Origin of the sequence: Paenibacillus sp. FSL H8-0283, from assembly GCF_045040675.1 — a bacterium.
GTDB lineage: Bacteria > Bacillota > Bacilli > Paenibacillales > Paenibacillaceae > Paenibacillus > Paenibacillus amylolyticus.
Genome location: NZ_CP150295.1, coordinates 5,926,054 through 5,951,705, shown reverse-complemented (window position 1 = coordinate 5,951,705; position 25,652 = coordinate 5,926,054). Strand labels below are relative to the sequence as shown.

General features: G+C 46.5%; 19 protein-coding genes, 15 tRNA genes and 2 rRNA genes. 34 read left to right on the top strand and 2 right to left on the bottom strand.

Features of this window, described 5'->3' with window-relative positions; translation table 11 throughout:
- Positions 1 to 21: 21 nt before the first annotated feature.
- The 7 genes from gatB to MHI52_RS26315 all read left to right on the top strand — a co-directional run bounded on the left by gatB (position 22) and on the right by MHI52_RS26315 (position 7,399).
- Entirely contained in the window at positions 22 to 1,461 is a 1,440-nt protein-coding gene (gene gatB, locus MHI52_RS26345; protein ID WP_036667996.1) for an Asp-tRNA(Asn)/Glu-tRNA(Gln) amidotransferase subunit GatB, read from the top strand.
- 96 nt (positions 1,462 to 1,557) lie between these two features.
- The gene (locus MHI52_RS26340) at positions 1,558 to 2,022 is read left to right on the top strand and encodes a GNAT family N-acetyltransferase (RefSeq protein ID WP_074096432.1); all 465 of its coding nucleotides are present in this window, start codon (positions 1,558 to 1,560) and stop codon (positions 2,020 to 2,022) included.
- Positions 2,023 to 2,054: 32 nt separating this feature from the next.
- Positions 2,055 to 2,765 carry an MgtC/SapB family protein gene (locus MHI52_RS26335; RefSeq protein WP_017692302.1) on the top strand — a complete coding sequence of 237 codons (711 nt, stop codon included), beginning with the start codon at positions 2,055 to 2,057 and terminating at the stop codon, positions 2,763 to 2,765.
- Between the two features lie 146 nt (positions 2,766 to 2,911).
- Positions 2,912 to 3,502, top strand: a complete 591-nt coding sequence (locus MHI52_RS26330; protein WP_340984253.1) for a hypothetical protein — start codon at positions 2,912 to 2,914, stop codon at positions 3,500 to 3,502.
- A 26-nt stretch (positions 3,503 to 3,528) separates the two neighbouring features.
- Positions 3,529 to 4,938 (top strand): DUF4097 family beta strand repeat-containing protein, encoded by a 1,410-nt coding sequence (locus MHI52_RS26325; RefSeq protein WP_405157940.1) that lies wholly within the window; start codon positions 3,529 to 3,531, stop codon positions 4,936 to 4,938.
- A 167-nt stretch (positions 4,939 to 5,105) separates the two neighbouring features.
- Complete coding sequence (gene perR, locus MHI52_RS26320; RefSeq protein WP_026081471.1) at positions 5,106 to 5,528, top strand: peroxide-responsive transcriptional repressor PerR; 423 nt, start codon at positions 5,106 to 5,108, stop codon at positions 5,526 to 5,528.
- Positions 5,529 to 5,668: 140 nt separating this feature from the next.
- Positions 5,669 to 7,399, top strand: coding sequence for a glycosyl hydrolase family 18 protein (locus MHI52_RS26315; protein WP_036667993.1), 1,731 nt, complete (start codon positions 5,669 to 5,671; stop codon positions 7,397 to 7,399).
- A gap of 271 nt (positions 7,400 to 7,670) precedes the next feature.
- Here MHI52_RS26315 and MHI52_RS26310 read toward each other — a convergent pair whose 3' ends face one another.
- Positions 7,671 to 8,051, bottom strand: coding sequence for a DUF2614 family zinc ribbon-containing protein (locus tag MHI52_RS26310; RefSeq protein ID WP_017692307.1), 381 nt, complete (start codon positions 8,049 to 8,051; stop codon positions 7,671 to 7,673).
- 122 nt (positions 8,052 to 8,173) lie between these two features.
- Between MHI52_RS26310 and MHI52_RS26305 the strand changes: the two genes are divergently transcribed.
- The 19 genes from MHI52_RS26305 (at position 8,174) to MHI52_RS26215 (ending at position 16,951) form a co-directional block, all read left to right on the top strand.
- Complete coding sequence (locus MHI52_RS26305; protein WP_036667991.1) at positions 8,174 to 9,052, top strand: nucleotidyltransferase-like protein; 879 nt, start codon at positions 8,174 to 8,176, stop codon at positions 9,050 to 9,052.
- Between the two features lie 455 nt (positions 9,053 to 9,507).
- Positions 9,508 to 11,060, top strand: a 16S ribosomal RNA gene (locus MHI52_RS26300).
- 314 nt (positions 11,061 to 11,374) lie between these two features.
- Positions 11,375 to 14,300: ribosomal RNA gene (locus MHI52_RS26295) — 23S ribosomal RNA — on the top strand.
- Together the 16S and 23S rRNA genes with 15 tRNA genes alongside form the textbook arrangement of a ribosomal RNA operon.
- Before the next feature lie 66 nt (positions 14,301 to 14,366).
- Positions 14,367 to 14,442 (top strand) — tRNA-Asn (locus tag MHI52_RS26290).
- Positions 14,443 to 14,445: 3 nt separating this feature from the next.
- A tRNA-Ser gene (locus MHI52_RS26285) sits at positions 14,446 to 14,537 on the top strand.
- A 9-nt stretch (positions 14,538 to 14,546) separates the two neighbouring features.
- Positions 14,547 to 14,618 (top strand) — tRNA-Glu (locus MHI52_RS26280).
- A 67-nt stretch (positions 14,619 to 14,685) separates the two neighbouring features.
- A tRNA-Val gene (locus MHI52_RS26275) sits at positions 14,686 to 14,761 on the top strand.
- A gap of 17 nt (positions 14,762 to 14,778) precedes the next feature.
- Positions 14,779 to 14,852: transfer RNA gene (locus MHI52_RS26270), tRNA-Met, on the top strand.
- Positions 14,853 to 14,879: 27 nt separating this feature from the next.
- Positions 14,880 to 14,957: transfer RNA gene (locus tag MHI52_RS26265), tRNA-Asp, on the top strand.
- 95 nt (positions 14,958 to 15,052) lie between these two features.
- Positions 15,053 to 15,128, top strand: a tRNA-Phe gene (locus MHI52_RS26260).
- Positions 15,129 to 15,147: 19 nt separating this feature from the next.
- Positions 15,148 to 15,223 (top strand) — tRNA-Thr (locus MHI52_RS26255).
- A gap of 9 nt (positions 15,224 to 15,232) precedes the next feature.
- Positions 15,233 to 15,318: transfer RNA gene (locus MHI52_RS26250), tRNA-Tyr, on the top strand.
- Between the two features lie 6 nt (positions 15,319 to 15,324).
- A tRNA-Trp gene (locus MHI52_RS26245) sits at positions 15,325 to 15,398 on the top strand.
- A gap of 29 nt (positions 15,399 to 15,427) precedes the next feature.
- Positions 15,428 to 15,500, top strand: a tRNA-His gene (locus tag MHI52_RS26240).
- A 22-nt stretch (positions 15,501 to 15,522) separates the two neighbouring features.
- Positions 15,523 to 15,597: transfer RNA gene (locus tag MHI52_RS26235), tRNA-Gln, on the top strand.
- Positions 15,598 to 15,601: 4 nt separating this feature from the next.
- Positions 15,602 to 15,676: transfer RNA gene (locus tag MHI52_RS26230), tRNA-Gly, on the top strand.
- Positions 15,677 to 15,682: 6 nt separating this feature from the next.
- Positions 15,683 to 15,756: transfer RNA gene (locus tag MHI52_RS26225), tRNA-Cys, on the top strand.
- A gap of 6 nt (positions 15,757 to 15,762) precedes the next feature.
- A tRNA-Leu gene (locus MHI52_RS26220) sits at positions 15,763 to 15,841 on the top strand.
- Between the two features lie 183 nt (positions 15,842 to 16,024).
- Positions 16,025 to 16,951: a methyltransferase domain-containing protein gene (locus MHI52_RS26215; protein WP_405157939.1), complete on the top strand. Its 927-nt coding sequence runs from the start codon at positions 16,025 to 16,027 to the stop codon at positions 16,949 to 16,951.
- Positions 16,952 to 17,181: 230 nt separating this feature from the next.
- On the opposite strand, the gene MHI52_RS26210 is transcribed toward MHI52_RS26215, so the two are convergent.
- Complete coding sequence (locus tag MHI52_RS26210) at positions 17,182 to 19,575, bottom strand: helix-turn-helix domain-containing protein (RefSeq protein ID WP_405157938.1); 2,394 nt, start codon at positions 19,573 to 19,575, stop codon at positions 17,182 to 17,184.
- 556 nt (positions 19,576 to 20,131) lie between these two features.
- Between MHI52_RS26210 and MHI52_RS26205 the strand changes: the two genes are divergently transcribed.
- The 8 genes from MHI52_RS26205 (at position 20,132) to MHI52_RS26170 (ending at position 25,177) form a co-directional block, all read left to right on the top strand.
- Positions 20,132 to 20,440 carry a LiaF transmembrane domain-containing protein gene (locus MHI52_RS26205; RefSeq protein WP_017692311.1) on the top strand — a complete coding sequence of 103 codons (309 nt, stop codon included), beginning with the start codon at positions 20,132 to 20,134 and terminating at the stop codon, positions 20,438 to 20,440.
- A gap of 35 nt (positions 20,441 to 20,475) precedes the next feature.
- A complete protein-coding gene (locus tag MHI52_RS26200) occupies positions 20,476 to 21,147 on the top strand; it encodes a PspA/IM30 family protein (protein WP_017692312.1) in 672 nt (223 codons plus the stop codon).
- A 5-nt stretch (positions 21,148 to 21,152) separates the two neighbouring features.
- Entirely contained in the window at positions 21,153 to 21,386 is a 234-nt protein-coding gene (locus tag MHI52_RS26195) for a PspC domain-containing protein (RefSeq protein ID WP_036673255.1), read from the top strand.
- Between the two features lie 17 nt (positions 21,387 to 21,403).
- Positions 21,404 to 21,913, top strand: coding sequence for a PspC domain-containing protein (locus MHI52_RS26190; RefSeq protein WP_017692314.1), 510 nt, complete (start codon positions 21,404 to 21,406; stop codon positions 21,911 to 21,913).
- A gap of 1 nt (position 21,914) precedes the next feature.
- The gene (locus MHI52_RS26185; protein ID WP_017692315.1) at positions 21,915 to 22,622 is read left to right on the top strand and encodes a PspA/IM30 family protein; all 708 of its coding nucleotides are present in this window, start codon (positions 21,915 to 21,917) and stop codon (positions 22,620 to 22,622) included.
- Positions 22,623 to 22,772: 150 nt separating this feature from the next.
- Positions 22,773 to 23,420 (top strand): cell wall-active antibiotics response protein LiaF, encoded by a 648-nt coding sequence (liaF, locus tag MHI52_RS26180; RefSeq protein WP_036605686.1) that lies wholly within the window; start codon positions 22,773 to 22,775, stop codon positions 23,418 to 23,420.
- A 31-nt stretch (positions 23,421 to 23,451) separates the two neighbouring features.
- A complete protein-coding gene (locus tag MHI52_RS26175; RefSeq protein WP_036605687.1) occupies positions 23,452 to 24,567 on the top strand; it encodes a sensor histidine kinase in 1,116 nt (371 codons plus the stop codon).
- Entirely contained in the window at positions 24,509 to 25,177 is a 669-nt protein-coding gene (locus MHI52_RS26170; protein ID WP_091020933.1) for a response regulator transcription factor, read from the top strand. The genes MHI52_RS26175 and MHI52_RS26170 overlap by 59 nt, the downstream gene beginning before the upstream one ends.
- Positions 25,178 to 25,652 lie beyond the last annotated feature (475 nt).

Below are 25,652 nucleotides of genomic sequence, written 5' to 3'. Positions count from 1 at the left end.
CCGGAACGGAGGAATATAGAAATGTCCGCATCTAAATATGAAACGGTCGTTGGACTTGAAGTCCACGTGGAGTTGCATACCAACTCCAAAATTTTCTGTGGCTGCTCCACAGCTTTTGGAGCTCCGCCGAATACGCATACCTGCCCGGTCTGTCTCGGACATCCGGGTGTACTGCCTGTATTGAATCGTCAGGCGGTAGACTACGCCATGAAGGCAGCGATGGCCCTGAATTGTACGATTGCTGATGTCAGCAAGTTTGACCGTAAAAACTACTTTTACCCCGACTCACCAAAAGCCTATCAGATCTCGCAATTTGATCAACCAATCGGTGAGAACGGCTGGATTGATATCGAAGTGAATGGTGAAACGAAACGAATCGGCATCACGCGTCTTCACTTGGAGGAAGATGCAGGGAAGCTTACACATATTGATGGCGGATACGCGTCTTTGGTGGACTTTAACCGTGTCGGTACTCCACTTGTGGAGATTGTATCCGAACCTGAGATTTCTTCTCCGGAAGAGGCGCGTGCGTATCTTGAAAAAATGCGTGCAATCATGCAGTACTGTGATGTGTCGGACGTGAAGATGGAAGAAGGATCACTGCGTTGTGACGCCAACATCAGTTTGCGTCCACATGGACAGGAGAAGCTGGGAACAAGAGCCGAGCTGAAGAACATGAACTCCTTCCGTGGTGTTCAGCGTGGTCTGGAATATGAGCAATATCGTCAGGCTGAGATTCTGGATGATGGCGGCGAAGTGGTTCAGGAGACGCGTCGCTGGGACGAAGCTCAAGGGAAAACACTGTCGATGCGTGGTAAGGAACAGGCGCATGACTATCGTTATTTCCCAGACCCGGATCTGGTGAATTTGCATATTGACGAAGCCTGGAAAGAGCGGATCAGAGCTACCATACCTGAGCTTCCAGACGAGCGCAAGGCGCGTTACACGGCTGATTATGGATTGCCTAGCTATGATGCAGAGGTTATTACCTCCTCCAAAGCTGTGGCAGATCTTTTTGAAGATAGTCTGAAATACACTCAGGATGCGAAGTCCGTATCCAACTGGATCATGGGCGACTTGCTGGGTTACCTGAATACGAGCAACCTTGAAGTGACTCAAGTTCCACTGACAGGTCAAGGCTTGGGTGAGATGATTGGCCTGCTGGAGAAGGGCACAATCAACAGCAAAATCGCCAAAACGGTATTCAAGGAAATGCTGGAGAGCGGCAAGCTTCCACAGCAGATCGTTGAAGAGAAGGGTCTTGTGCAGATTAGTGATGAAGGTGCCATTCTTGCCATCGTTGAGCAGGTTGTGGCGAATAATCCTCAATCCGTGGAAGACTATAAAGCTGGTAAACAAAAAGCCATTGGCTTCCTTGTTGGTCAGGTTATGAAAGAAAGTAAAGGCAAGGCGAATCCCGCTTTAGCCAACCAACTGCTTGCAGATGTACTGAACCGCTAATCCTTCCGGTGAGGCCGGACAGAAAGAGGCTCGTCCCTGTGACAGCCTCTTTTTGGTATTGATAGATACAAATGTATTTCGGACGGGGGAACGGATATGAACATTCAACCATTGTCACTGAGTGATCTGGAGACGTTGGGACAGTTATGGAGACTACAACATGTGGCCTATCGATTGGAAGCCGAAATCATCGGATTTCAGGAGATTCCTCCTTTGATGGATACGATGGAGACACTTCGGGATTGTGGAGAGAGTTTTTATGGTTGTATCCATGATGACGGAGATCTTATCGGGGCTGTCGCTGTAGCGGAGGAAGAGGAGAACACACTGACCATTACACGAATGATGGTGCACCCGGATCACTTTCGCAAGGGAATTGCGGCATCTTTGATGACGTATGTGTTGGAACAGCATGCGGATCTTCCGCGTTATATCGTCTCCACAGGAACGCTGAATCAACCCGCAGTGAATCTGTACACCAAATTTGGTTTTACGCCTGTGGAAGTCACACAGATTGCACCTGGAGTGGAATTAACGACTTTTCACAAGAATAAACTTTAATAATATTAACAACTTGAGGAGGAATACCGACTTTGGGCGATCCCTGGTTCATTGATGAGTGGCACATTTTATTACGATTATTGCTGGCTATGCTGCTTGGAGGGCTCGTAGGCCTGGAGCGGGAACGGTCCAATCATGCTGCCGGTTTGCGTACCCATATCTTGGTATGTCTTGGCTCTGCACTGATCATGATGTTATCTGTTTATGGCTTTAAAGATTTTGCTAATGAATTAAATGTAAGGATCGATCCAGCGCGTTTGGCTACTGCTGTAATTACTGGTGTCGGATTCCTGGGAGCAGGGACAATTCTCTTCACGGGAAAATCCATTACCGGACTGACTACAGCTGCTTCAATCTGGGTTGTTGCAGCCATTGGGCTCGCAGCAGGTGCGGGATTCTTTTTTGCCTCTATCGTATCCACCGTTCTGGTATTGCTTAATCTCTGGGTATTTAACAAATTAGAGCTAAGGTATCTACGAGGGAACAAACTGCATGTTGTTACACTTCATACCTTGTCAGAACCCGGTTTTCTCGAACAACTGTCTTCATGTATGGAGCAGGAGAAGATCAAAATCCGTAAAATTACCGTGAATGAACAAGATCTGGCTTATGCAGAGATGGTGTCAGTTGAACGCAAAATTGAGATTGTGCTGCATGTTCAGGTACCGCATGATTTCCAAACGGTAGGCTTGGTATCCAAGTTAAGACAATGGGAACACGTTACCAAGGTGTCGATCGAATAATGAATTACAACCCTCCCCAGGCCAGTAGTGCCGGAGGGTTTTTGGTCATATCCATATTTCTTCCAGTTACTCTCCTTGCTCTTTAGGGTACTATCTAACCAAATGCATGAAGAGCGGAAGGTCAGATCAGAAGAGAGGAGTATGTTATGAAACGGAGACGTCAATTGAACAAAAAGACTCGTACAGTTCAGACCAAACCGGTCAGAAATCGGACTCACAAGTTTATTGCGGGATTACTGAGTGCCATTATTCCTGGCCTGGGTCATATTTATCTGAGATTGTACATGAGGGGTTTGACCTTTATGCTGCTTGTTTTGCTTGATCTGTCAGCAGTGTTGTACTTCTCATCTATTGGTATACAGATCAATGTGCCATTGCTCATCTTGCTGGCTTTGTGTATTCCGGTTATTTACTTTTACAATGTATATGATGTGTTGCAATCTGCAGATTGGGTCATGATGCGCAGACGTAGAGCCGTAACCCAGGCAACTTCGGACAAGCCGATAAATGAACGTTCTACACGAGATGCAATGATGGTCTGGGAGAGAGGCATATCGTTTGGATTACTTCTGATTGTGGGCGGATCTTTAATGGTACTTTTTTTCCGCAAACCACGTTGGTTTCAAGAGCTTCTCGCCATGTACGGCGGATATTCATTTGCGGTTCTCATGATCGTAGGCGGTTTGCTTCTGTTTGGTCGTGAGTTCTGGGTGATGTTGAACAAGAAAAAAATGTAGTGGAAACAATACAAGGAGGGAACGTGATGAACCGTAAAGTCCGGGTTGGCCGCTATACGGCTGCCGCCTTAATCATAGCGGTCGGTGTGCTGTTGATTTTGGATAAACGGTGGGGAACGGACTATGTATATGAGATGGTTGACTGTTGGCCATTTTTGCTCGTTGTTTTGGGTGTTGAATATATTGTGCTGTTTCTGTGGACACGCAGAAGAAACAAGGTGCAATCGGATAACCCGAGCAATCCTGATGAGCAAATCAAAGTACGTTTCAGACCCGATGCCAAAGGCATTCTAACCTCACTGATTTTGGCAGCTTCCGTATTTATCGTTACCGAGCAGGATCATTACATGCACTTATGGAATAGAGTGAGTCTAAATCTCGGAGCGGCATCCATGGACTACAGTCAAGCGGCAGGATATATGGAGGATAAGGGCACGATTCGTGTACCTGTTCGCATGGATACGTCAGACCTAGTGGTTGAAGGTGTCAACGGAGATATCTCGGTACAACGCGGAGATACGGATGAGATTGAAGTACGGACGGTGATCTGGGTAGATCAGACGACGGAAGTACAGGCAAAGGCCGTTGCAGCAGCCTCTTTTGTAGAGGCCGATGGTACAAAAGTGATTTATATCAAAGCTACAGGCAAGACGTATGGAGACAATGAAAAAACGCAGCCGCGTATGAATCTTACCATAACGATCCCGGAAGATCGTCGTTTTAATCTGGATATTCGAACTTCCAATGGAGCCATATTATTAAACCGTCCGGAAGCCATTAGTACCATACTGGCCGAAACGGGTAACGGACGTATCCGGATTACCAATGCTGTTGGAGATATCTCCGGGAAAACGTTGAACGGGGATGTCATTGTAGCCAACGCCATAGGTAATGTCGATCTGGACAGTAACCGTGGAGATATGAAGGCTCGCGGTATTTCCGGCGATGTAGATCTTGCTACACAAGTGGGAAGTATCAGTATTGCGGACTCCGTTGGTGAATTCATCGCAGAGACACGCAACGGCAATATTACGCTGGATGGAGCCAATCTGGGAATCAAAGCCCAATCGCTTAATGGCAGTATTAACATCGTATCTACCAAAGTCGGAGGGGACTGGGATGTGTACAGTGCGGTGGGAGCCATTAACGTATTACTTCCTGATCGTGGAGACTACAGTCTTGCGGGTTCCAGCAGTTATGGAGATCTAAGTACGGATTTGCCGTTCAAAGTACAGAATAAAACCATAGAAGGCCAGCTCGGTGAGGGCGAGTACAGGGTGAAAATTGAAGGCAACAGTGATCTCACCATTCAGAGTAATCCGGCTGTATCTACGCCTGAAACAGTTACACCTGATTCTGAAGATACGGCTGAGAATCTGGAACAGACAACCGAAGACGGAGCAAATTCCCAGGAGGATTCTACAGAGGTTCCTTGACTGCCGCGTTGACAATAAACTTGTAATCGCCGTACAATAAATGTACACTGGCAAGATTACACGGCATGAAAGATGGATTGTCGTTCTTAATGGCCGGGAATCAACTCTGAGCGAGGAGACGGTAACTTACTCTTCACCAGAGAATGAAAGGTAAGGCGGTGGGTTTTATGGCAACACGTGTCCAACATGCGTTGGAGCATCTGAAAACGACCGGTGTCCGTATTACACCCCAGCGTCATGCCATATTGAACTATCTGATGGAATCCATGGGGCATCCGACAGCCGATGAAATTTACCGAGCCCTTGAACCCCAATTTCCCAGTATGAGCGTGGCAACGGTATATAATAATTTGAAGATGTTTCTGGAAGCTGGCATGGTCCGGGAATTGACATACGGAGATAATTCAAGTCGCTTCGATGCCAATGTGACGGATCATTATCATGTTATCTGTGATCAATGCGGCAAGATTGAAGACTTCAGCTATCCTTCACTCAAAAGTGTAGAGCTTCAGGCGGAGTCTAGTACAGGATTCGAAGTACACGGTCACCGATTGGAAGTATATGGCGTTTGCAAAAGTTGCAGGGATTAAGAGAGTTGAATTACAATATTAACGTGCAGAATTCAGTATGGATTCTTCACGTTTTTTTTTAGCATTTATGCAAAATGCTCATCTTTATAACAACTTATGCGCACATCCTTATGATCAGCATAATTAACGGAGGTAGACGTTTGGGTAGAAAAAGCAGATATACACGTCAGAAGCGACGTTCATTTTGGCCCGGTTTTCTCGGGGCTTGTCTGATCGCCGGGGGGGCTTACTGGCTTATAACAAATGTATGGTTGAACCAGACCCATGAAGACCCCGACTGGGTAGGAAGAAGCCAGCCTATTTTTGTAGATGGGCAACTGATGGATGGAGACGCTCTGGGTACAGGAGATCAACTCAAGTTGCCTGTAGATGTGCTGCAAGAAGCGATTGATGCAGGCATACGTTATGAATCAGAATCGGGAGATATCATTATTGCCTCTCCTCAGCGAGTCCTTCATATGAAAGATGGAAGCACACAAGCAGAACTTAATCACAAAGATTATCCTATGACAGTTAAGCCTGAGGTTAAGGACGGAGAAGCCTATATTCCGCTCAAACCTTTGAAAGAAGTATATGGCATAACCGTACAGGAAGATTCAGTAACAGGTGCTGTGCTGCTGATGCGTGGTGGAGACATGATACAGTATGCAGAGATTGATACGTTATCATCCAAAGCCGACAAAACGGTGCCGTTATATAAACGTGGTGGAGAATCCTCACCAATCATTGCCGACATGGAAAAGGATGCACGGGTACGTGTATGGCAGACGGGTGATAAACAGAGTTTTGTTCAACTCGATAATGGATATGCCGGATATGTAGATAATGATTATATTGTCCTCACCGAGAAAAAGAAGGTGGACTTGCCCAAGTATACGCTGACTGCAGCAGAGAAGAAGTGGCAGAATAAACCGGTAAATCTGGTTTGGGAAGCCGTGTACAATCGTCAGCCTGATGTGGGCTCTATCGGTAAAATGCCAGGTGTGAATGTGGTCAGCCCCACATGGTTTCATATTACGGATGGACAGGGCACTGTGAAAAGCAAGGGAAACCAAGCTTATGTGAACTGGGCTCACCGTTCGGGTATGGAAGTATGGGGACTCATGGATAACAGCTTTGATCCGGACGTTACAAAAGAAGCTGTAGCTTCTTACGAGACACGCACTCATATTATTGAGCAGATGTTAGAGTATGCACAGACGTATCAACTGGATGGTATCAACATCGATTTTGAGAACGTGTATACCGATGACGGGCCGAATATTACGCAGTTTGTGCGCGAGATCAAGGCGATGGCTCGTATACATGGATTGATGTTATCAATTGATGTAACACCAAAATCAAACAGTGAGATGTGGTCTGCCTTTCTGGATCGCCGTGCATTAGGTTCTTTTGCAGACTATGTTATTGTGATGGCTTATGATGAACATTGGGCGGCCAGTCCCAAGGCAGGTTCGGTAGCATCTCTGCCTTGGACCGAGGCTTCCATGAGACGCATACTTGAGGAGGATGAAGTCCCTTCTAACAAGTTGATCATGGCGGTTCCGCTCTATACCCGGATATGGACGGAAGAGACGAATGATCAGGGTGAGGTTAAAGTGTCTTCCAAAGCGGTGGGCATGAATGCCATTGTGGAGCTGATCCAAGAGAAGAAACTCAAACCTGAACTGGATCAGGCAAGTGGACAGAACTATGTGGAATATAAGGAAGACGGAGCTACCAAGAAAATATGGATCGAAGATGCCGTGTCCCTTCAGGCGCGTGTGGATTTGATTGCTTCGCTGAAGCTGGGCGGAGTAGCAGCATGGAATCGAAGCTTTGCTAATGCTTCTGCATGGGAGGTATTGAAGCAGGCTGGGTACCAGAAATAATTTACTCATGCTCCGTGTTCGACGGATCTCTTCTCTTGTTTTGCTTTGCAAAAGTCAGAAGTTGCCCTCGTCTGATACCATCTTACATGTAATTTATCATTTTATTAGTCATAGAAATTATAACTTAACTTCATATCTTAGCATTGATAACAGCAACAAGGCTTACTTACAAGCCAAGTCCAAAAAGGTCCGGTAAACATACCGGGCCTTTTTTTTTGTTCTTCAATGAAATTAAGGGAAAAGACATTTAGCGGTTGGAGATCATATCGTGCTAACCATCGGTGGGGGGAGCTTGTGTAGAAGGCGCTTTCAGTTGTTGACTGGTCATGTTGGCCTTATTAGGGTCCAGGGTGAGGATGGTATGACAGAACATACAACGATCCGTTTTGCCAAGCATTTTGGTTAACTTCCCGCATTCCGGACAGTCGACTTGTACTGCACTGGTGGAGAGCATACCCGCCCAGAAATAAATGGCTAGACTGGCCATCATGGCAATCAGGCCGATGACGAGTCCTACAGCTGCGAAGACCTTGCCTGCATGTCCCCAAAAAACAATCCCGGCTGTTCCCAGTATCATTAGGCCCATACCTAGCATGGTCAGTAGTAATCCCCAAGTGCGAAAAGCATTAATTTTTGCTGATTTAAAAATCATGAAAAATGCTCCTATCGTATGAGTAGTATTGGACCTGGAAAAGAAGGAAACTTCAGTCTGGATGTAGAATTACATTATAACTGACTTGGCGCTTATCTGCCATGAAATGTATGGAGGGAATCGTGGAATTAAAGAACCTTGCTTTTTTGTCCGAACAGTCGGAAGAGACAGGGGCAGTTGGGGCTATCGCTTATTCCCACCCGGGAGAGCGATTCCACGGCTCCCTAATTCAAGATTTCGAATTATTAGTACTTGTTGTTCATAATGATGATCAATTGAAGTCGACGGTCGGACATTACAGATATGGTGATCTTCGTTATCAGATGATCTATGCGAGCCGTCATGAATTAAAGAGTAGTGTAGTAACCGGGAATCATAATAATCTCACCCAGTGTCTGATTGAAGGTGAGATTATCTGGGAAGCGGACAGCGCCTTAAGTGATTTGCGAGAAGAACTGTCTACCTTTGGGGCAGAATTGCGTGAGCAGAAGCTGCTTCATGAATTCACCAGTTTCTTGAGAATGTATGTGGAGGCCAAACGTCATATTCAGGAAGGTCATGTTGTAGACGCCTACTACAATGTATTAGAGGCTCTGGGGAACTGGGCAAGAATTGTATTGATTGAACAGGGGATATACCCGGATCATGCCGTCTGGACACATGTGCAGAATCTGGATCGCGCTTTATGGAAACTTTATCAAGAGCTTACCGTAAGCTCGGAGACGCTGGAGCAGCGAGTAGAGCTTGTCCTGCTTGCCTGTGAGTTTTCAGTAATGTCCAAAATGAGTGAATGCTCAGAACTGCTGTTGCGTGTGTTAAGAAGTCGCAAGGAGCCGTGGAGCATGAATGAACTTGTTCATCATCCACAGTTAAGATTTGTTCGAGAAGATCTGCCTTTGGTAATACGTAAGCTGGTCTTTCGTTCTATTGTAAAAGAATCGGCAGGATGGCCATCAATCGGAGGAGAGGGTCGGGAAATTCGGTATTGGATTGAGGCATAACCTTCTCCAGAGGCCTGACATTATATTGATCACATAAGGGAGGGGAAACCTTCCTTTTTTGTTTGTCTAATAATTTATAAAAAGATGTTGACTCTCATTCACGATATATGATACATTATATTTCGTTCCTCAAACGAGATTATCGCCAACAAACGATAAATTCTTCAGAGGAAAAGTGAAGAACTAAAGCTTCAAAAAAGAAATTAAAAAAAGTTCTTGACGAAAACAAACGAAATGTGTTACATTATTTAAGTCGCCGCCGAAACTTGGTTGAGACGAAAAAAGTAAAACAAATCGTGTTTGATCTTTGAAAACTGAACAACGAGTGAGTAAACATTCTGCTTGCAGAATGAACGCGAAAGTTTGAGACAAGCCTTGGCTTGAATCGGCTGGAGCACAAATGAGATTTTTAATCTCGTCAGATTCAAAATGAGCTTATCGCTCTTTTCAATACTTTATTGGAGAGTTTGATCCTGGCTCAGGACGAACGCTGGCGGCATGCCTAATACATGCAAGTCGAGCGGACTTGAAGAGAAGCTTGCTTCTCTGATGGTTAGCGGCGGACGGGTGAGTAACACGTAGGCAACCTGCCCTCAAGTTTGGGACAACTACCGGAAACGGTAGCTAATACCGAATAATTGTTTTCTTCGCCTGAAGGAAACTGGAAAGACGGAGCAATCTGTCACTTGGGGATGGGCCTGCGGCGCATTAGCTAGTTGGTGAGGTAACGGCTCACCAAGGCGACGATGCGTAGCCGACCTGAGAGGGTGATCGGCCACACTGGGACTGAGACACGGCCCAGACTCCTACGGGAGGCAGCAGTAGGGAATCTTCCGCAATGGGCGAAAGCCTGACGGAGCAATGCCGCGTGAGTGATGAAGGTTTTCGGATCGTAAAGCTCTGTTGCCAGGGAAGAACGCTTGGGAGAGTAACTGCTCTCAAGGTGACGGTACCTGAGAAGAAAGCCCCGGCTAACTACGTGCCAGCAGCCGCGGTAATACGTAGGGGGCAAGCGTTGTCCGGAATTATTGGGCGTAAAGCGCGCGCAGGCGGTCATTTAAGTCTGGTGTTTAATCCCGGGGCTCAACCCCGGATCGCACTGGAAACTGGGTGACTTGAGTGCAGAAGAGGAGAGTGGAATTCCACGTGTAGCGGTGAAATGCGTAGATATGTGGAGGAACACCAGTGGCGAAGGCGACTCTCTGGGCTGTAACTGACGCTGAGGCGCGAAAGCGTGGGGAGCAAACAGGATTAGATACCCTGGTAGTCCACGCCGTAAACGATGAGTGCTAGGTGTTAGGGGTTTCGATACCCTTGGTGCCGAAGTTAACACATTAAGCACTCCGCCTGGGGAGTACGGTCGCAAGACTGAAACTCAAAGGAATTGACGGGGACCCGCACAAGCAGTGGAGTATGTGGTTTAATTCGAAGCAACGCGAAGAACCTTACCAGGTCTTGACATCCCTCTGATCGATGCAGAGATGTATCTTTCCTTCGGGACAGAGGAGACAGGTGGTGCATGGTTGTCGTCAGCTCGTGTCGTGAGATGTTGGGTTAAGTCCCGCAACGAGCGCAACCCTTATATTTAGTTGCCAGCACTTCGGGTGGGCACTCTAGATAGACTGCCGGTGACAAACCGGAGGAAGGTGGGGATGACGTCAAATCATCATGCCCCTTATGACCTGGGCTACACACGTACTACAATGGCCGGTACAACGGGCTGCGAAATCGCGAGATGGAGCCAATCCCAACAAAGCCGGTCTCAGTTCGGATTGCAGGCTGCAACTCGCCTGCATGAAGTCGGAATTGCTAGTAATCGCGGATCAGCATGCCGCGGTGAATACGTTCCCGGGTCTTGTACACACCGCCCGTCACACCACGAGAGTTTATAACACCCGAAGTCGGTGGGGTAACCGCAAGGAGCCAGCCGCCGAAGGTGGGATAGATGATTGGGGTGAAGTCGTAACAAGGTAGCCGTATCGGAAGGTGCGGCTGGATCACCTCCTTTCTATGGAGAATCGTTTCCTGCAACGGAAACATTCAAATACGCAGCTTAGCTGCAAAACACTCACTCGTTGTTCGGTTTTGAGAGCTCAAACTCTCAAACAGCTTGCTTTTGCATGGAGCTTGTTCTTTGAAAACTAGATATCGAAACGAAACAAACGCGAATTAGAACATTCCTTTAAGCTGATCTTGTGTAAACAAGTGAAGTGTTTATAAAGGTAGTTAAATTGCTTTTGTGATGGTATCGGGTGAGAGCGACTTTTGGATTTGGACGTAGTCCAAAACAAGGGAAGCGAGCGACCGAAACCGGAACAAAATGGTTAAGCTACTAAGAGCACACGGAGGATGCCTAGGCGCTAGGAGCCGATGAAGGACGTGGCGAACAACGAAACTGCCTCGGGGAGCTGTAAGCAAGCTTTGATCCGGGGGTGTCCGAATGGGGAAACCCAGCTGGGGTAATTTCCAGTTACTCATAACTGAATACATAGGTTATGTAGAGGCATACCAGGGGAACTGAAACATCTAAGTACCCTGAGGAAGAGAAAACAATAGTGATTCCGTCAGTAGCGGCGAGCGAACGCGGAGAAGCCCAAACCAAAGAGCTTGCTCTTTGGGGTTGTGGGACGTCTCACATGGAGTTACAAAGGAACCGGTTAAGCGAAGAGGTCTGGAAAGGCCCGCCAAAGAAGGTAAAAGCCCTGTAGTTGAAAGTTGGTTCCCTCCGAGACGGATCCCGAGTAGTGCGGGGCACGTGAAACCCCGTATGAATCCGGCAGGACCATCTGCCAAGGCTAAATACTTCCTAGCGACCGATAGTGAAGCAGTACCGTGAGGGAAAGGTGAAAAGCACCCCGGAAGGGGAGTGAAATAGAACCTGAAACCGTGTGCTTACAAAAAGTCAGAGCCCGTTTTAGGGGTGATGGCGTGCCTTTTGTAGAATGAACCGGCGAGTTACGTTCCCGTGCAAGGTTAAGGTGAAGAGCCGGAGCCGCAGCGAAAGCGAGTCTGAATAGGGCGAATTAGTACGTGGACGTAGACCCGAAACCGGGTGATCTACCCCTGTCCAGGGTGAAGGTGCGGTAACACGCACTGGAGGCCCGAACCCACGCATGTTGAAAAATGCGGGGATGAGGTGGGGGTAGCGGAGAAATTCCAATCGAACTCGGAGATAGCTGGTTCTCCCCGAAATAGCTTTAGGGCTAGCCTCGGAAAACAGAGTCGTGGAGGTAGAGCACTGATTGGGTGCGGGGCCCGCAAGGGTTACCAAGCTCAGTCAAACTCCGAATGCCATAGACTTACTTCCGGGAGTCAGACAGTGAGTGCTAAGATCCATTGTCAAAAGGGAAACAGCCCAGACCATCAGCTAAGGTCCCCAAGTGTGTGTTAAGTGGGAAAGGATGTGGAGTTGCACAGACAACCAGGATGTTGGCTTAGAAGCAGCCATCATTGAAAGAGTGCGTAATAGCTCACTGGTCGAGTGACTCTGCGCCGAAAATGTAACGGGGCTAAACACACCACCGAAGCTATGGCTTGATGCTTTGCATCAGGGGTAGGGGAGCGTTGTATAAGGGTTGAAGGTGTACCGTAAGGAGCGCTGGACATTATACAAGTGAGAATGCCGGTATGAGTAACGAAAAGATCAGTGAGAATCTGATCCGCCGAAAGCCTAAGGGTTCCTGAGGAAGGCTCGTCCGCTCAGGGTAAGTCGGGACCTAAGGCGAGGCCGAAAGGCGTAGTCGAAGGACAACAGGTCGAAATTCCTGTACCACCGTAAGCCGTTATGAGCAATGGGGGGACGCAGTAGGGTAGTGACGCGGACTGATGGATGTCCGTCTAAGCAGTAAGGCTGATGTGTAGGCAAATCCGCACATTGTAAGGCTGAGCTGTGATGGGGAGCGAAAATTATAGTAGCGAAGGTCATGATCTCACACTGCCAAGAAAAGCCTCTAGCCAGGTGATGGTGCCCGTACCGCAAACCGACACAGGTAGGCGAGAAGAGTATTCTAAGGCGCGCGGAAGAACTCTCGTTAAGGAACTCGGCAAAATGACCCCGTAACTTCGGGAGAAGGGGTGCCCCGGTAGTGTGAATAGCACGAGGGGGCCGCAGTGAAAAGGCCCAAGCGACTGTTTAGCAAAAACACAGGTCTGTGCGAAGCCGTAAGGCGAAGTATACGGGCTGACGCCTGCCCGGTGCTGGAAGGTTAAGGGGAGTGGTTAGGAGCAATCCGAAGCTGTGAACCGAAGCCCCAGTAAACGGCGGCCGTAACTATAACGGTCCTAAGGTAGCGAAATTCCTTGTCAGGTAAATTCTGACCCGCACGAATGGCGTAACGACTTGGGCGCTGTCTCAACGAGAGATCCGGTGAAATTTTAATACCTGTGAAGATGCAGGTTACCCGCGACAAGACGGAAAGACCCCATGGAGCTTTACTGCAGCTTGATATTGAATTTGGGTACGATCTGTACAGGATAGGTGGGAGCCTTTGAAGTGTGAGCGCCAGCTTGCATGGAGGCAACGTTGGGATACCACCCTGATCGTATCTAGGTTCTAACCTGGTACCGTAATCCGGTGCGGGGACAGTGTCAGGTGGGCAGTTTGACTGGGGCGGTCGCCTCCTAAAGAGTAACGGAGGCGCCCAAAGGTTCCCTCAGAATGGTTGGAAATCATTCGAAGAGTGCAAAGGCATAAGGGAGCTTGACTGCGAGACCTACAAGTCGAGCAGGGACGAAAGTCGGGCTTAGTGATCCGGTGGTACCGCATGGAAGGGCCATCGCTCAACGGATAAAAGCTACCCTGGGGATAACAGGCTTATCTCCCCCAAGAGTCCACATCGACGGGGAGGTTTGGCACCTCGATGTCGGCTCATCGCATCCTGGGGCTGAAGTAGGTCCCAAGGGTTGGGCTGTTCGCCCATTAAAGCGGTACGCGAGCTGGGTTCAGAACGTCGTGAGACAGTTCGGTCCCTATCTGTCGTGGGCGTAGGAAATTTGAGAGGAGCTGTCCTTAGTACGAGAGGACCGGGATGGACGTACCGCTGGTGTACCAGTTGTTCCGCCAGGAGCACCGCTGGGTAGCTATGTACGGACGGGATAAACGCTGAAAGCATCTAAGCGTGAAGCCCCCCTCAAGATGAGATTTCCCAGTATGTAAGACCCCTTGAAGACGACGAGGTAGATAGGCTGGGGGTGGAAGTGCAGCAATGCATGGAGCTGACCAGTACTAATCGGTCGAGGGCTTATCCAATAGCAAGTTGTAATTCGCATGTTTCGTTTCGAATCTAGTTTTCAGAGAACGATCTCTGAAGCATATTCCCTGATAGCTCAGTTGGTAGAGCACTCGACTGTTAATCGAGTTGTCACAGGTTCGAGCCCTGTTCGGGGAGCCATATGGAGAGGTGTCCGAGCTGGCCGAAGGAGCACGATTGGAAATCGTGTAGGCGTCACAAGCGTCTCGAGGGTTCGAATCCCTCTCTCTCCGCCATAATATTAAGGCCCGTTGGTCAAGGGGTTAAGACACCTCCCTTTCACGGAGGTAACAGGGGTTCGAATCCCCTACGGGTCATAATAACTTCAAAAAAAGAAGTTGATTTTTACAACAAGATTATGGTATGATCATAAATGTGTTGTTCGGAGGCTTAGCTCAGCTGGGAGAGCATCTGCCTTACAAGCAGAGGGTCGGGGGTTCGATCCCCTCAGCCTCCACCATATAAACTTTATAACGACGCGGGGTGGAGCAGCCCGGTAGCTCGTCGGGCTCATAACCCGAAGGCCGCAGGTTCAAATCCTGCCCCCGCAATTATACTTTCCTTTGAGAAAGTGATCTGGAACCGTGGTGTAGTTGGCCTAACATGCCTGCCTGTCACGCAGGAGATCGCGGGTTCGAATCCCGTCGGTTCCGCCATTTAATCTTTACATGAGGCAAACTGTTCACTACATCTGCTGTATGGCACTGATGCCCTATATAAAGTGTAAGGAATTAAGATTAGACTTTATTATGGCTCGGTAGCTCAGTCGGTAGAGCAGAGGACTGAAAATCCTCGTGTCGGCGGTTCGATTCCGTCCCGAGCCACCATTTTTAAATAATTTAATAAGCCGGTGTAGCTCAACTGGTAGAGCAACTGACTTGTAATCAGTAGGTTGGGGGTTCAAGTCCTCTCGCCGGCACCATGTAATCCTGGAGGATTAGCGAAGTGGCCAAACGCATCAGACTGTAAATCTGCTCCCGTACGGGTTCGGTGGTTCGAATCCATCATCCTCCACCAGTTTTTAGGGGCATAGTTTAAAGGTAGAACAACGGTCTCCAAAACCGTTGGTGTGGGTTCAATTCCTGCTGCCCCTGCCAATTAACTTTTTAGAAATTAACCTTTTATGGCGGTCGTGGCGAAGTGGTTAACGCACCGGTTTGTGGATCCGGCATTCGGGGGTTCAATTCCCCTCGATCGCCCCTTTGTTTTTTCATTTTTTATTGGGGATTAGCCAAGCGGTAAGGCAACGGACTTTGACTCCGTCATGCATAGGTTCAAATCCTATATCCCCAGCCATTATGCGGACGTGGCTCAGCGGTAGAGCATCGCCTTGCCAAGGCGAGGGTCGCGGGTTCGATTCCCGTCGTCCGCTCCAAAATATGGCGCCATAGCCAAGTGGTAAGGCACAGCTCTGCAAAAGCTTTATCCCCAGTTCGAATCTGGGTGGCGCCTCCAGCATATGCCGGCGTGGCGGAATGGCAGACGCGCTCGACTCAAAATCGAGTGGGAAACCGTGGAGGTTCGAGTCCTCTCGCCGGTATATTGAATAGCCCTACATGTTGCTTATGCAATGTGTAGGGCTATTTTTATTTTATATGAAACGATTTATGTGCAGTAAGAAAATCTAGAGTAAGAGAAGATGGACGTTAATAAAGATTGACGTATGATTATATTGAGTATATTGTAGATAAGTAAAGTCTTTAATATGGAGGAGTGAAGTAGAGTGACTAATGGAAAAAATGTATCGGATACCGATCTGTTATTTGATCTTTCTGTATGGGAAGAGGCATGGAAGAATCGTCCGAGAAGTTCAAAATATAAGAAGAAAAGCGCCCCCTTTAATATAGAAGAAGCTTTTGAGCGATGGGCCAGGGATTATCATGCACAGTCGTTCACTGAAGAAGGAAAGCAGCGTTCTGAACGCATTATGGGCTGGATTGAAAACCAGGGTGTGGAATTCTCAGGATTATCCATATTGGACATTGGAGCGGCCTCAGGCATATTTACCATTCCTTTTGCGGAAAAGGGGGCAAGTGTGACGGCAGTTGAGCCTTCTGAGTTGCTTGTCTCCCTTATGAAAGAGACGATACCTCCAGCTCTGGAATCCAAAATCGAAATCGTAAACGAACGATATGAGGAAATCTCTATTCAGGATAAAGGCTGGGAGAAGAAATATGACTTTGCATTTGCATCCATGTGTCCGGCGATGTCGGATTGGGAAACGATTGAGCAGGCGATCAATTGTGCCCGGAAGTATGTGTATATAAGTACTATGGCGGGACAGAAGGAACACACACTAATGGATGAACTTAAGGATGTACTGGGTGTAACTTCTTCACACAAGGTCGATGATATGGGGTATATCCAACAGTTGCTGTATTTGAAGGGTTATTCTTATACGATGATCATTACGAGAGAAGTTAACTCATTTGAAGTACCGGTGGAAGAGATTATCGAGAAGCTGCCAGAATGGCTTAATACGTATGAGTTACCATCGGATGAAGATTCCCTCAGATTGGCTGAGGATTACATTAGCGATACGTACAAGGATAGTACTGTGACCTTCTCACGTGGAGGAAGATTTGGTAAAATTCTAATTCAACTTGAACAGCCCAATATGAAAACAGTTCGCACTAAGGATAAGCGATAAATCGCATAAGCGTGGCACGTGTAATGATAATCAGGAATTGAGACTGAGACAATGTAGTCTAACGTCTAAGATGGCACTAGGAAGCATCACAACGCTGTGCCAAAAGATGAACGGTTGAAACATATGAAGTTAAGATTGCAGAAGTGAAGGTGTAAGTGAAGGGAGCAGGTTATGTGCTCCCTCTTTTTTGAAGCCACTAATTCATCAACCGCTTTGAACCAGACCCTCGTTTATTTAGAGATGTTCGACACTTCTGCTTTCTGCTTACGCTCCCGATACTGGCCGGGGGTGATTCCTTCCCATTTACGGAATGATCGGATAAAGTTTTGCGGATTATTGTACCGAAGTCGTGCTGCGATATCTTTAACGGTTAGATCACTTTCGTCCAGCCATTTTTTAGCGATGTTAAATCGGTACTTGGTCAGATATTCACTAAATGCACAGCCTGTCTCTTTGCGGAAAACACTACTTAAGTAGTTGGCATTGTAGTGAAGCTTAACAGCACATTCCTCAAGCGTCAGATCCTTATCATAATCTTGATGAATCATGGCAATCATTTTCTCAGATATATGCTGATACTGGGCGTACTGTCTCGCTTTAAAAACCTGGATGACGGGCAAGATGACTTGATATTTAAACCAATCCTCAACTTCAGCAGCGTACTGCAAACTATGAAGTTCATGAAACATCGAACCACGACCTTGGGAGATCTGTCCGAGTCGTATGCCGGATTCCTGAGTCATTTGCAAAATATGCGTGAGTAGCCTCGTAAGAGCCACCTCATACTCCTCCGGTGTAACCTCCATACCAAAGATCACTTCAAGCAGTTGTTTCAGAAGAGCAGATGCCTGGACTTCGTCCGCATTTTGAATAGCTTGGATCAACGAATATTCCAATGATTCCGGGTAGGTCATGGACCAAGTGGGAGCGTAATGATCTATGTTCTCATATTGAAAAATAATGCCTGTTCCCAGCTTCATCCGATGCCTTAGTGCTTCCATGGCTTCTGTGTAAGCTTGAGAGATGTGATATAGAGAGCTGTGCGGCTGGCTGAATCCTATACTGACTTGAAGAGCTAGAATCTTATCCATCTGTTGTTGTAACTGGTCTGTTAATACATATAGCTGCTGTGAAAAAATAAACTGATCCTGTTCAACGCTCCCAATCACCGTGACTACCGTATGTTCCAGCACAATGGGAAGCAATTGTTGGTTATGCACAACGGTTTCCTCCAATATATTTTGAATAGCGAATAATAAGAGATCACGATCACTAGTTCTATATTTTGTATGATTAACAAGATCGGCCTGTAGTGTAATAACAGCAATTTGTTGCCATTCCCGAACCTGATGCGTGTAGCCATATTCATTCAGGGCGTCATGAAGAGTATGAACAGGGATCTTACCCTGGAACAGATTCATCATAAAATGATTGCGAATCTGCAATAGATGCACATTAAGTGTGTTCTCTAATTGGGAGCGAGAGGCAGATAATTGTGAGACCCCTGCTCTGATCTGTTCGAACTCATCAGAAAATGGTGGTGATTGCTGAGCTACCGTGTTTCCTTCTTTGGACAGGTGGTTGTCACCAAGTTGGGTTAAAAGTTTACGAATCGGGACATGCATTCGCTTGGAGCCGAGCCAGGCGAGTAATAATGAAAGTAAAAGTAAGAAGATACTGATATACAAGGTGTGTAATCCGATATCGATATATTCTTGTGTCAGAATATTGGTAGGTGAGATTAGCACATAAGTCCATCCCTTTAAGGTAGAAGGGCTATACGTCAGGGAATAATGTGTATCGGCGATCTTAACTTCCCGTTTTTCAAAGCCTGTTGAAAATGTGATGGGTGATAGTTTGGTTATGTTGGCTTCCGTATCCCGATCCTGTAATCCAATGGCAGACAACGGTTGTCCAATGTATACGGGATCGGGATGCACCAAGATACGTTGTTCCCGATTCAAAATGATCAGTCCAGAGGCAGCATTGCCTAGGGAGGCTTCTCCTAGTGTATTTTGCAAAGAGCATGCAGGAATTCCGGCAATCAAGGCAGCATCGGATGACGTATTCAGATTCGGAATAGATCTCGCAAGGGCAATATGATAGATACAGCCTGTACCGGGTGAGCGCTCATCATTACTGAACACCGATGAAGGGGAGAGCTGCCATCCAGAGGTTAACGTATCCGATATCAATTCCTTCATGGGAAGAGCCAGTGGAAAATCCGTATTACGATATAATCCGGCATGATCAATAAGCCAATTCTGAGATTGATTCACCAGAGTAATATCCAGCAAAGGTTCCCATGACCTCATATTCTGAAATTCGCTCTGTAGTTTGTCGGCAAGCAAAGGCCCTTTCCCTTCTAGTGAAGAAGAAGCAGACAGGGAGCGGAGGGTTACTGGAGAGCGAACGGCCTGATCAAGCATATAACTAACTGTAGCGAGTTTGTGTTCTACGTTGGATTGCATTTGTTCCAGCAACTGTCTGTTAGCCTGCGTACGATGCAGCTCTGTTTGGTTTGATGAATAGATAAATGCGGCAATTCCCGTTAACAAAATGGGCAGGGTGCTTAACAGGATTCCGAAGATGATCATTTTATGGAGATAGCTGATTGGTCGCACAGTTTCAGTTCCACCCCTGACATTAGAAATAGTAACACTTTCTATTTTAGTAAACGCTTACATATAGAACAATCTAAATTTTGTTTATTTGGATAAATAAGTAATTTTACAAGAGAGTATAGAAGTAGAGATAAGGGATTGCTGATAGATGATTTTGCAGAAAAGGTTAGAGAAACGGCTTGGAATGACTATCCAATACGGAATCATGAGAAACGAAATTGCAGTGTGAACGTAAATAGAGACATGGACAACATTCTCTCTACAGGTCGACATCTGCTAAAGGGTAGCCTGAATACGGGTAATAGAAGGTATCTGGAGTGCTATTCAGCTTAGGTGGAACGTTGGTCTTATATAGGGACAGACAAAGGTCCAACTAGATCCCCGACCTGAGTCTAGGATGAAAAACCGTCCACGGTCTGTTTTGAAAAGTCGCGGAATCCCCTAGAATAAGGACATAAGGTTAAACAAGAAACACGGAAACAAAAAACAAGAAACAAACGAACAAATGACTCAACACATTAAAAGGAACGAATGGAAAGGGCGGTGAACAACAATTATGAGATTGAATAAGGGAAATGGCTGGGCGATTGTATTGATTGCGCTGGGTGCACTACTCCTCTTCGGAAAGTTAACTCCACTTCTTGGACACTTAATGGGTTATCTGATTCCGGTCCTGATGATTGCACTGGGATACTACGGAGTTAAACGAGGGAATGTGATGCTTGGCTGGATTGTTCTCATCATCGGTATCATCTCACTGATGGGTAAACTGGCATGGTTGATCGGACCGATCATCGCGATCGGGTTAATCATCTTTGGTATCTCAATGCTAAGCAATAACCGCAGTCGTCGTGGTCGGTACTAAGCTTTCACGATTATGAAAAGGAGGGACAGAACATAATGAGTGTATTTCGTCGAATGCGGGATATTACCGTAGCTAATCTGAACGAACATTTGGAGCAAAGTCAGGACCCAGTCAAACTGATTGATCAGTTCCTGGTCTCGACCCGCCAAGACATCGGTGAAGCCGAGAAACTTCGTCATCAATATGCAAGCCATACCAGACAAATGAAACAACAAGCCGATCAGGCAGCAGGTATGGTGAACAAACGGGAAGAACAGGCTTCCATGGCTCTGAAAGCAGGGGAAGAACATCTCGCTAAGCTGGCCTTGCAGGAGAAAATCCTCCACGAGGAAAAAATGGAACAGTACAATGAATTGTATGCACAAAGTTATGCGGCATTACAGGAGTTGGATGAACAGATCGACCAGCTGAAGGTTGAATATCAGAATGTATACAGCAAACGCCAATATTACTACGCTCGTATGCAGACGATTCAGTTACAGCAACGTATGAACCAGAGAGGCAATCACAACGGTCAGAATGTACCCCGTATGTTTAACCGACTGGATGACCAAGTCTCTGATCTCGAATATGAAGCACAAAGTCTCCGCGATATCCGGCGGATGAATCAAGATGGTTCAGGAGTGACTGGCAGCATGTCATCCTCTACGCTGGATAAGGAACTGGAACGCTTAAGACAGAAATTGAACAATGACAGAAAGGAGTAGTCACAATGAATAAATTATACCGCTCGGCGCGTAATCGAAGGCTAACAGGTTTGATCGGTGGCATTTCTGAAAATCTCGGATTGAGTACCACGCTGCTACGTATCATTTTCTTCATCAGTATTTTCGCTACGGGAGGTACATCATTGTTGATCTACTTCATCGCTGCATTGGTGGTACCAAAGGAATCCAATCACGTTGATCCATATGCTTATGATTCCAACGTAAGAGGATACAAGTAAACGAAAGGAGCAAGCACATGAGCAAATTATACCGCTCAACGCGTGACCGGATGTTAACCGGCTTGTGCGGCGGAATTTCCGAAACCATCGGAATGGATTCCACCCTGCTGCGTATCATCTTTGTTATCAGTATCTTCGTAACTGGCGGCACGTCGTTGTTAATATACTTTATTGCAGCACTGGTGGTACCAAAAGAACCGTATCCGCCTTATGATCCATATGGCTACGGTCCGGGCCAAGGCCCTGGTCCTGGCAGAGGATACGACAACTATGATCATCAGCCACCAAGAGGTCCTTTTCAAAATAATCACAACCAACAAGGTCCTGGTAACTTCGGTCCCGGCCCTGGATTCAACGGCAGACCTCAATCTGGTCCCCGTTCTTATGACAACAACGCCTACGGAGCAGGAGCACCGCAAGAAAGTGAACTTGATTCCATGATGAAAGATATCGAGAAAAAAGCACTGAAAAAAGAAGTTGAAGAGCTTCGCCAAAAATTATCTCGTTACGAGAAGGGAGAAAAGTAAAATGGGAGTATTTAAACGGATTAAGGATATGACGAAAGCATCGGTAAATGATATGTTGGATAAAGTAGAGGACCCGATTGTAATGTTGAACCAGTACTTGCGTGATATGGAGGCTGAGATTCATGAGGCAGAGGTAACTGTTGCCAAACAAATGGCAAATGAGCGCCGCATGAAACAACGTTTGGATGAAGCGGAGCGTACTTCGGTACAACGTGAGTCCCAAGCAGAAGCTGCTCTGTCTAACGGTCAGGAAGAAGTGGCACGCAAATTGTTGGAAGAGAAAATCTACTTTGATCAAAAAATTACGGAGTACAGCGAACTGCATGCACAGTCCGAAGCACAAGCAAAAGATCTGTTGCAACAGTTGCATGATATGAAAGATGAGTTCTACAAAATGCGTAACAAACGTAATGAACTTGTATCCCGTGCACAAATGGCAAAAGCTAAAAAACAAATGTCTTCCATCAACAGCTTGCATTCGATCGAAAGTGGCGGCGCATCACTTGGATTCCACCGCATGGAAGAGAAAATCATGCAGCTGGAAGCTGAGGCTGACGTAGCTCGTGCACCTTATCGCAACACATCATCCACGTATACGAATCCTGTAGATGTGGAAAAACAATTCAAAGTGGATCAGCAATTACAAGCCCTCAAAAATAAAATGGGCAATGGTTCCAAGAATGAAGCGAACGGAACTTCAAAAGAATAACTGTTCGCTTAGTGGACAATATGATATTCTATAAATCGTGTATAATGTACGGTTGGTAGAACAAAAGTTAAGCCATACAGGACTTCATTGCCTGGTATGGCTTTTCCGTTGAATAAAGAGAGATTAACTTACAGAGGAGGTGCGGCGGGGATGAATCAAAAGAGTAAATGGCTTGCAGTTGTCATTATGATTATTGGCACAATGATGTTATTGAATGACAATATTAACTTCCTGACCGCTGCCGCACTGATTCTGTTAACGGTTGGAATGCTTCAAGTCCGCAATGGGGATACCCGCAAAGGTCATCGGTATCTTGGCATTGGTGCGGCACTGTTATTGCTGGATAATTTAATGATTGTATTTTTGATTGTACTTGCTTCTTTAGCTTATTTTTATTCAAAAAACAAAAAGATTCATCTGGACGAAGGCGTTATGAAGAAACAGAATTTCATGGCTCGGTACTACTGGGATCAATCATCCTGGACGTTACGTAGTATGAGTCTGTGGCATGCCATAGGTGAGGTTAACGCGGATCTATCTCTTTCGATTCCGGAGGAGAAACAAACAATTGTGCTGCTGCAAGGAGTTATGGGTAATGTTCGCCTTACACTACCAGAAGATTATGGTGTGGAGATTGAAGCATCGGTTCTTTTCGGCCGGATTAATCTTCTTGGAGAACAAGATAGCGGCATGATGAACAAATTAGTATGGAGAACGCCTGGATATGAATCCAGTGAACATAAAGCAAAATTTGTCATTTCTTATATTGTTGGCGACCTAAACATCAGTAATCCGTAGTAAAATAGATGAAGAGAAGGAGGAGACCCCGATGAAGACAAAACGACATACCGACATGGTAACCCGAAGTATGGGTGAAGGGATCCTCCTGGTTTTCATTGTGCTCGCTGTTATTTTGTATGTATTGTATACATATGGTTATCTTGCTCCGTTTACAGGTTGGCGTCATCTGATTCAATCGGGTCTGGCCTTATTGCTACTTCTGATTGGGATCGGTGCGGTCTTTGGGTTCTATCAGAGTTACCGGGTTAAACGCCGGCTTGAACTGCTGCGGGAAACACTTCTACTGTGGGAGAAGGGCTCTCTATCACGCACTGTACCTGATCTGGGCGATGATGATGTGGGCCGTTTAAGTGAGCAACTCGGACGAATCGGCAAAAAGTGGGAAGATCAGATATCTACGCTCCAGCGATTGTCTACTCATAATGCACAGCTTGCTGAACAAGCCAGAATTACGGCTATTGTGGAAGAGCGGCAACGTTTGGCACGGGAACTACATGATGCGGTATCGCAGCAATTGTTTGCGATATCCATGACAGCAACGGCCGTTGGACGGAAGATGGAGAAGGATTTTGAACGTGCTCAGCGGCAGGTGGCTTTGATTGAGGAGATGGCTTCGGTAGCCCAGTCCGAGATGCGTGCGTTACTGTTACATCTGCGTCCAGTCTATCTGGAGGGTAAACATCTCGAACAAGGTCTGCGTGATCTGGTGATGGAACTGAAAACAAAAGTACCCATGGACATTGTGCTCGAAATGGACGAAGACATTGATCTGATCAAAGGCATCGAGAATCATCTGTTCCGGATCGTTCAGGAGGCTATGTCCAATACGTTACGGCATGCAAAAGCGGAAAAAATGGAGATACGGATCCAGCGCCGTACTGATGCGATCCGGGTATTGATTCGTGATGATGGGCAAGGCTTTGATCTGGATGAGAATAAACAAGCTTCTTACGGTCTGGCTAACATGCGTGAACGTGTTACGGAGATTGGCGGGGCCATACATTTTGTAACAGCGCCTGGTAAGGGAACGCGGATTGAGATTACGATACCTTTGATGAACGATGAAAGCGAGGAAGAACATGTCAATGGAACCGGAAGTCGAAACGGAGACGGAAACGTCGATCAAAGTATTGCTCGTGGATGATCATGAGATGGTACGTATTGGTCTTGCAGCGGTACTGGATACCGAAGATGGAATTGAAGTTGTTGGTGAAGCAGGTAGTGGAGAGGAAGGCATTCGGCTTGCACAGGAATATAAGCCTGATGTTGTTCTGATGGACCTGGTTATGGAAGGAATGGACGGCATTGAGGCTACTCGTCAGGTACTTAAAATGTATCCAGAGTGCAAAGTCATTGTATTGACCAGTTACTTGGATGATGAAAAAATGTATCCTGTCATTGAAGCAGGTGCATTCAGTTATCTGTTGAAAACATCAAGAGCCAATGAAGTGGCAGATGCGATTCGCGCAGCAGCTCGCGGGCAATCCGTTCTGGAGTCACAGGTGGCTTCGAAAATGATGAATCGCTTCCGGCAGCCACAGGCAGCAGCTCCTTTGCATGATGAATTGACTGACCGAGAAATGGATGTGCTCCGGTTGCTCGCCAAAGGTAAATCGAATCAGGACATCGCTGATGATCTGATCATTGGTATCAAGACGGTCAAATTCCATGTTACAAACCTACTGGCAAAATTAGGCGTAGACGACCGTACACAGGCCGCGATCTATGCTTATAAAAATGGACTTGCAGAGTAATAACAAGAACTATATGCAATAACATCATTAAGCCAAAGAACCGTGCATTAATGTGCGGAAGTTATAGATAAGAGATGATTTATATAAATTGAACTAAAGATTTACACAAAACGGAGAGGACAGAAAGAACCTGAAGAAGCGAAGCTAAAAGCTTTCTGAAAGAAAGCTACTTCGGAAGCATAAACTTCGCCTTTATCCCTGGATTTACCCTTTATAAAAAGAATCAAAAAAAATCTGGGGATAACGGCGATCGGAAGGTTGTTCTGTCATCGGAGTGGCGAGTGTAAATATTGTGTAGTTCAATTTATATAGAAAATTATAAATGAAAGCTCCGATGTGCCATGCAAGTGGCGGGTGGGGCTTTTTTGTTGTGTGCAGAAGAAGTATAGCAAATATGCGAAAGGGGCATGCTGTTGATAGATTCATAGAATGCAAGAAAGAAGCGGGGGATTCAAATGTTAAATCGATGGATGAC